The organism is Streptomyces rectiviolaceus (genome assembly GCF_039533825.1).
GTDB classification, from domain to species: Bacteria; Actinomycetota; Actinomycetes; order Streptomycetales; family Streptomycetaceae; genus Streptomyces; species Streptomyces rectiviolaceus.
In genome coordinates, this window is the sequence record NZ_BAAAUG010000041.1 from 112,626 (window position 1) to 119,867 (window position 7,242).

Below are 7,242 nucleotides of genomic sequence, written 5' to 3' on the forward strand. Positions count from 1 at the left end.
TGCGTCAGACGACGATCGTCTCGCTCAGCCTGCGGTCGGCGATGGAGCGGCCCACCTGCACCTCGTACGAACCACCCTGGTGGGACCAGGAGTTGGCGGTCTCGTCCCAGATCTCGAAGGCGCGGCGCGGGAGTTCGATCCGCGCATCCACGCTCTCGCCTGGGGCGGCATCGACCCCCGCGAACCCCGCGAGCCAGCGGGCCGGGCGGTTGCCGTCGTTCGCGGCCGGGGCGAGGTAGACCTGGACGACCTCGCGGCCCGCGCGGGAGCCGGAGTTGCGGACGCGGACCGTGGCCGTCGTGCCCTCCACGACGAGGGACTCGTACGTCCAGTCGGTGTAGCCGAGGCCGTGGCCGAAGGCGTACGCAGGGGTGGCGCCCGACTTCTCCCAAGCGCGGTAGCCGATGAACACGCCCTCGGCGTAAGGGAGTTCGCCGTCGGCCGGGGTGACCCGGGTGACCGGCGCGTCCGCGAAGGCGCCCCATGTCGTGGGCAGGCGCCCTCCCGGCTCCTCGGCGCCGAGCAGCACGTCGGCGAGCGCGGCGCCGCCCTCCTGCCCCGGGAACCAGCTGAGCAGCACCGCCGCGACGTCATCGCGCCACGGAAGCTCCACCGGGGAGCCGGAGTTGACGACCACGACCGTGCGGGGATTGGCCGCGGCCACCGCACGCACAAGATCGTCCTGGCGGCCCGGGAGCCGCAGGTCCTGCCGGTCGAAGCCCTCGGACTCGACGCGCTCGGTGGTGGCGACGACCACGACCGCCGTGTCGGCGCCGCGCGCCGCGTCGACGGCCTCCGCGATCAGCTCGTCGGGGTCACGCCGCGGCCCGAGGTGCACGAAGGAGAACACGACGCCGGGCAGCGGGGCCTCGTACGTCTTGTCGAGCGGGTGGAGCAGGGAGACCTCCACCGTCTCGCCCGCCGTCAGGCGCACCTTGGCGCGCTCGACCGGTGAGCCGAAGAACGCCTCGAAGGGGTCGGACTCTGGCCCCATCACCTCGGACCCGTCGAAGACGACGTCGCCGCCGACGGTGAGCGTGAAGGCCCCGAGGCCCCGCGTGCCGAAGGAGTGCTCGCCGCTCTCGCGCGGCGTGAACGTGCCGACGACCTCGATGGAGGCCATCGTCTCGTGGGTGACGCCGTCGGGCAGGTCGTCGCCGATCCACTGGACCTGGCCGGAGGGGAGGTTGCCCTCGCCCAGAATGGTGCCGTCCGCGTCGCGGCAGATGGCGCGCAGCTCGAACCCCTTGTCGGCGGGGGCGAGTTCGTCGCTCGGGTCGGCGCCGACGGCGTACGTCAGGGCGTCATCACCGAGCGCCGCCGCCAGGCCGTCGAGCGGGGAGATCACGCGCGCCGGGAAGACGGTGGCGGAGCCGCCGCCCAGGACGCGGGCATCGCGCGCGGCGGCGCCGATGAGGGCGACGGAAGCGGTGGGCCTCAGCGGCAGCGCGTCGTTCTCGTTGCGCACGAGAACGAAGGCGCGGCGGGCCACCTCACGGGCGAGCGCCTCGCCGTCGATCTCGGCGGGCACGTCGGTGACCACGGGCTCGGCGCCTTCGAGGATGCCGACGCGGGCGGCGAGACGCAGGACGCCCCGCACGGCGTCGTCGACCGTCGACTCCTTGACCCGGCCGCCGCGCACCGCGTCGGCGAGCCCGTCGCCGTACACGGTCCGCGGTCCCGGCATGGCGACGTCAAGGCCGCCCTCGACGGCGCCGGTGGTCGAGCGGGCGGCCATCCAGTCGGAGACGTTGTAGCCGTCGAAGCCCCACTCACCGCGCAGGACCTCGTTGACCAGATAGCGGTGCTCGGTCATCGTCGAGCCGTTGACCTGGTTGTACGCGGTCATGATGCCCCAGGGGTGGGCGTTGGTGACGATCGCCTCGAAGGGCGCGAGGTACAGCTCGCGCAGGGCGCGCGCTCCGACGACGTTGTCGACGGTGAAGCGGTCGGTCTCGGCGTCGTTCGCGACGAAGTGCTTGACGGTCGTGCCGACGCCGCCCGACTGCACTCCCTGGACATAGCCGGTGCCGATGACGCCGGTCAGATACGGGTCTTCGCTGTACGCCTCGAAGTGCCGGCCGCCGAGGGGCGAGCGGTGCAGGTTGACGGTGGGCGCGAGGAGGACGTGGACGCCCTTGCGGCGGGCCTCCTGGGCGAGGAGGGCGCCCGCGCGGCGGGCGAGGTCCTGGTCCCAGGTGGCGGCGAGCGCGGTCGGTGACGGCAGGGCGATGGAGGGGTCGTCGGCGGTCCAGCGGGTGCCGCGCACGCCGATCGGGCCATCCGACATCACGAGGGAGGCCAGGCCGATCTCGGGCAGCGGGTGCAGCGACCACATGTCACGCCCGCCGAGCAGCCGGGCCTTCGCGTCCAGATCCAGCGCGGCGAGCGCGGCCTCCACGACCGCCTCGCGCGCCTGGTCGGCCTGCGTGGCTCCGGGGCCCTGGGTTCCCGCCATGGCGGTACCTCCTCGTTGAAGTCCGTTCCGTACGTTCCCTCCATCCTGCCTCGTCTACCTGTAGGTCGGTAGTTTTCGTAACCTGGACGTTATATTGATGTCGGCATGACGTACGGTCGTCCCGCGAGCAGGACCGAGAACGTGAAGGGGCAGACACGATGGCGCCCAAGGCCAGGACCACGGCCAAGGCCAGAAACGAGGAGCGGCGTGCGGAGATCCTCCGGGCCGCCCTGGAGGTGATCGCCGAGCGCGGCTACCGCGGCGCGAGCCTGGGCGCCGTCGCCGAGCGGGTCGGCCTGACCCAGCAGGGCCTGCTGCACTACTTCCCCACGAAGGACGCCCTGCTCGTCGCCGTCCTGGAGGCCCGCGACCAGTGGGACGCGGTACCGACGAACGAGATCCGCCTCGACCTGCTCGGCTCGCTCGTCGAGTACAACGCGATGCGCCCCGGCATCATCCAGACCTTCTCCGCGCTCCTCGGCGAGAGCGTCACGGACGGCCATCCGGCACGGGATTACTTCACCGAGCGGTACGGATCGGTGCGGGAGAAGTTCGCGGCGGTCCTGCGCGCGGAGTACGGGGAGCGGCTCCCCGGCGGTCTCACCCCGGAGGCGGCGGCGCCGCTGCTCGTCGCGGTGATGGACGGGCTGCAGTACCAGTGGCTCCTGGACCCCGAATCGGTGGACATGGTGGGGGCGTTCAGGGCCTTCCTGGGGCTGCTGGGCGGCGGCGAGCGGGACGCGCGAGGCGAGTGATCAGGGGGCAGGGACGGCCGCCACGACGTCGATCTCGATGAGCGCCTGTGGCCGGAAGAGCCGTGGCACCTCGACCGTCGTGCTGGTGGGTGGCGTCGCGGTGAGGAACCGGGCGCGTACGGCGGCGTATTCGGGAAGGCCGTCGAGGTCCGTCATGAACGTACGGATGTTGATGACGTCGTCGAGCGTCGCGCCGTGCGCCTCGAGCAGGGCGGACAGGGTCTCGAAGATGCCGCGGCTCTGGGCGGCGACGCCGTCGCCTTCGGCGATCTGTCCCGAGAGGTACAACAGGGCGCCTCCGCCGTCCAGTTCGACGCGGGCGACCTGGGAGTAGGGGCCCAGGGGGCGGGGCGCGGACGCGGGGTTGTCGATGGTTATGCGCATGGTGCGGGCTACTCCTCTTGCGTCGCGACTACTGGGTGTTCCGGGAACGGATGTGGGCGACCGCACGCGCGATGTCCTCGTGGACGACCTCCGGGTCGGCGGCGGCTGCCTTGTAGTGGGCCAACACCGCTTCCATCGCCGGGAGTTGAGTGACCTCTGTCGCCAGCGCCACGTCCTTCACGGCGAGGTCGCTGCCGAAGTGCACGTCCGTGGCGAAGGCGCGGCCCACCGCTCCCCCGAGCGGGCCACCGGCGAGCGCCTCCTTGGCCGTCTCCTCGTCAAGGCCCAGCGCGTCCGCAAGCCTCATCGCCTCGGCCACGAGGGCCACGCCGCCGATGACGGCCGTGTTCACGACCAGCTTCAGGGCAGCCCCCGAGCCGAGCGGGCCCGTACGGGTCACAGGACCGAAGCAGGCGAGGACCTGTGCGACCCCGTCCGCCTCACCCCCCGCGAGAATGCCCAGCTGCGCGGAGGCGGCCTTGTCCGTGCTCCCCATGACGGGCGCGTCGACGAGAGTTACGCCGTCCGGCACCCTCGCAGCCAACTCCCTTACGACATCCGGCCCGACGGTGGACATCTCCACCCAGTGGGACCCCGCCCGCAGCTCCGGCACGATGGCGTCGGCGACGGCGCGCACCGCGTCGGGGCCGGCCAGCATCGTGATGACGACATCGGCGTCACGCGCGGCTTCCGCGGGATCGGCGGCGAGTCGGGCCCCCTCCGCCACCAGCGGCTCCGCCTTCCCGGCGGACCGGTTCCAGACCGTCAACGGAAGGCCTGCCGCGAGGAGTTGGCGTGCCATCGGCGCGCCCATGTGCCCAAGACCGAGGAACGCGATCTTTTCCATCTTTTCCATGCGCCCGACGCTAGGGCCGGGCAAGTGATGCGACAAGCGAATGTCTAGCATGCCAGCCATGCCCACTCCGCATACCGCACGGATGGCCCAGGCCGCCCAGGTCCAGGCCCCGCCACCGCCCGACCTCTCCACCGTCTGGCTCCGCGTCTTCCTGGACGTCTCGCGGCACGGATCCTTCACGGTGGCCGCCCGCGAGCTCGGCTGGACGCAGTCCGCCGTCTCGCGGCAGATCTCCTCCCTGGAGGCTGCGCTCGGCGGCGACCCGCTCTTCGACCGGCTGCCACGGGGCGTACGCCTGACCGCGCACGGCCGTACGCTGCTGCCGCACGCCGAAGAGACAGTGGCCCGACTCCGCGCCATGCAGCGCGAGTTGGCGGCCCTGCGTGACCTGACCGGCGGAACCCTGCGCTTCGGGGCGTTCGCGACGGCCGACGCGGCGCTCGTGCCGCGGGCCATCGCGGCGTTCCGCGCCCGCCACCCGGGCGTGACGCTCACCCGCGAGGAGGGTCTTACGCCCGGGCTGCTCGCCCGCCTCGGGGACGGCGGCCTCGACCTCGCGATCGTCTCCTCGACGGGCGGGGCGCTGAGCGGCGGCGACGTGGAGGCGTACGAACTGCACCACCTCCTGGACGAGGGGCTGTACGTCGCCGTCCCTCCGGACCACCCGCTGGCGGGCCACGCGTCCGTACGTCTGTCTCAACTCGCCGGAGAGGACTGGGTATCCGGCAGCGCGGACGCCGAGGGCACACTCCTCGAAGAGGCGCACCGGCACGGCTTCCGCCCGAGGATCGCCCATGTCGTCGCCGAGTGGACCGCCAAGCAGGGCTATGTGGCCGCCGGTCTCGGCGTCACCCTCGTGCCCGCCCTGGCCGCCGAGTCCGTCCGCCCCGACATCACCCTGGTCCCGGTGCGCGACGAGGACGCGCCGCCGCGTGCCGTGTACGCGGCGACGGCGCGGGGCCGGGTGCCTCCGCCTGCGGTGGGCCCGTTCCTGGAGGCGCTGCGCGCTACTCAAGTCGCCTCGCAGGGCCGCGCGTTCCTACCAAGGTCGCCCACGGCGTAGACCAACGGCCGTCGAGGCCGGGCGGCGCCGCCGACAAGACTGGACCCACCGTACGGACCGTGCGGAGGGACACAGGGGAGGCACCGTGCCGAGTAACGGTAGTGACGGTAGGGACGGGATCAGCCGGGGGCAGTTTCTGGCGAGGGCCGGGGCGGGAGCCGTGGGCGTCGCGGCGGCGGCAGGAGGCCTGCTGACGGCGGCACCGGCCGCCGCGACCGGACCCGGATCACGCGGGCTCACGTACCGCGGCGTCTGCTATGAGGTCGGCGCGGGGGAAACACCCGCGACCGGCTGGAACGCGGGCCGCATGCGCGAGGACATGTGCGCGATCGAGGACCGGCTGCACGCCACCACTGTCTCCGTCTTCGGCGACGGCGTCGAACGGCTCGGCGCGACCGCGACGGAAGCAGCCGAACGCGGACTGCACGTCTGGCTCCAGCCCCGGCTTGCCGACCGCCCCGAGCGGGAGATCCTCGACCACATCGCGGAGACGGGCAGGCACGCCGAGCGGCTGCGGCGGCAGGGCGCGGCGGTCCACCTGAGTGTGGGCTGCGAGTTCGTGCTCTTCGTGCCGGGGATCGTGCCCGGCGACAACGCGGTGGAGCGGATCGAGAACGTCACCAAGGGGAACTTCGACCCCGTACTGATGCAGCGGCGTCTGAAGCGGTTCATCGGGCGGGCGGCGGCGGTCGGCAGGTCCGTCTTCGGGGGCGGGCTCACGTACGGGGCGGCGGAGGGTGACGAGGTCGACTGGGGTCTGTTCGACATCGTGAGCGTCAACTACTACGGGTATCACCCCAGTCGGTCCGGATACGTGCGTGACCTGGCGCCCTGCCAACGCTGGGGGAAGCCGGTCGCGATCACCGAATTCGGCACGTGTACGTTCCGGGGCGCGCCGGAGCAGGGCGGCATGGGGTGGGACGTCGTCGACTACACCAAGGATCCGCCCGAGATCAAGGACGGGCTCGTCCGCAGCGAGCGGACGCAGGCGGCGTACATCACCGACGTACTGGACGTCTTCGAGTCGATGAACCTCTACTCGGCGACGCTCTACAACTTCGTCAGCCCCGACGCCCCGCACAGGTCCGAGCCGCGCCACGACCTCGACATGGCGAGCTACAGCCTCGTCAAGACGATCCAGGAGGGGCCGTCCGGCCGCTGGCACTGGGAGCCCAAGGAGGCGTTCCACGCGGTGGCCGAGCACTACGGGCGCGCGGCGCGGCGTTCGTAGCGGTCCCGGCACCGGGCCTGCACCGGGCCACGCCTCCCGCCGTCGGTGAGGGGGAATCCTGTTGACCGGACGCACCCCGGCCAGCTTCGATCAGCGTCGGCCCTCGCTTCCCCACCGTCCCGGAAGGCCCACATGTCCCCCGCCAAGATGCACGCCGACGAAGCCGACATCGACACGCCCCTCGTACGCCGGCTGCTCGCCGCGCAGTTCCCCGGCTGGGCGGGCCTCACGGTCGAGCCCGTCGACTCGAACGGCACCGTCAACGCCATCTACCGCCTCGGCGACGACATGGCCGTCCGGCTCCCCCGCATCGAGGGAGGCGTCGCGGACGTACAGCGCGAGGTGCATCATCTGCCGCGGCTCGCGGCCTCGCTCCCCGTCGCCATTCCCGCGCCGCTGGGAAAGGGCGAGCCCGGTGAGGGGTTCCCGTGGCCCTGGTACGTGTACCGGTGGCTCGAAGGCCACAACCCCGTCATCGGCGGCCTCGACGAACCC

At 72.3% G+C, this 7,242-nt stretch carries 7 protein-coding genes; 4 read left to right on the forward strand and 3 right to left on the reverse strand.

Features of this window, described 5'->3' with window-relative positions; genetic code table 11:
* Positions 1-4 precede the first annotated feature (4 nt).
* Positions 5-2,458: a glycoside hydrolase family 3 protein gene (locus tag ABD378_RS14350; protein WP_344521154.1), complete on the reverse strand. Its 2,454-nt coding sequence runs from the start codon at positions 2,456-2,458 to the stop codon at positions 5-7.
* 158 nt (positions 2,459-2,616) lie between these two features.
* On the opposite strand from ABD378_RS14350, the gene ABD378_RS14355 reads away from it, so the two are divergent.
* The gene (locus tag ABD378_RS14355; RefSeq protein WP_344521156.1) at positions 2,617-3,213 is read left to right on the forward strand and encodes a TetR/AcrR family transcriptional regulator; all 597 of its coding nucleotides are present in this window, start codon (positions 2,617-2,619) and stop codon (positions 3,211-3,213) included.
* Here ABD378_RS14355 and ABD378_RS14360 read toward each other — a convergent pair whose 3' ends face one another.
* Both ABD378_RS14360 and ABD378_RS14365 read right to left on the reverse strand, forming a co-directional pair.
* Positions 3,214-3,597, reverse strand: a complete 384-nt coding sequence (locus ABD378_RS14360; RefSeq protein WP_344521158.1) for a RidA family protein — start codon at positions 3,595-3,597, stop codon at positions 3,214-3,216. It abuts the gene before it with no gap.
* A gap of 28 nt (positions 3,598-3,625) precedes the next feature.
* Positions 3,626-4,444, reverse strand: coding sequence for an NAD(P)-dependent oxidoreductase (locus ABD378_RS14365; protein WP_344521288.1), 819 nt, complete (start codon positions 4,442-4,444; stop codon positions 3,626-3,628).
* 58 nt (positions 4,445-4,502) lie between these two features.
* Between ABD378_RS14365 and ABD378_RS14370 the strand changes: the two genes are divergently transcribed.
* From ABD378_RS14370 to ABD378_RS14380, 3 genes are all read left to right on the forward strand, one after another.
* Positions 4,503-5,516 (forward strand): LysR family transcriptional regulator, encoded by a 1,014-nt coding sequence (locus ABD378_RS14370; RefSeq protein ID WP_386545236.1) that lies wholly within the window; start codon positions 4,503-4,505, stop codon positions 5,514-5,516.
* Between the two features lie 160 nt (positions 5,517-5,676).
* A complete protein-coding gene (locus ABD378_RS14375) occupies positions 5,677-6,747 on the forward strand; it encodes a glycoside hydrolase family 113 protein (protein WP_344521162.1) in 1,071 nt (356 codons plus the stop codon).
* Positions 6,748-6,879: 132 nt separating this feature from the next.
* On the forward strand, positions 6,880-7,242 hold a 363-nt coding region (locus ABD378_RS14380), incomplete at its 3' end, for a phosphotransferase (RefSeq protein ID WP_344521164.1).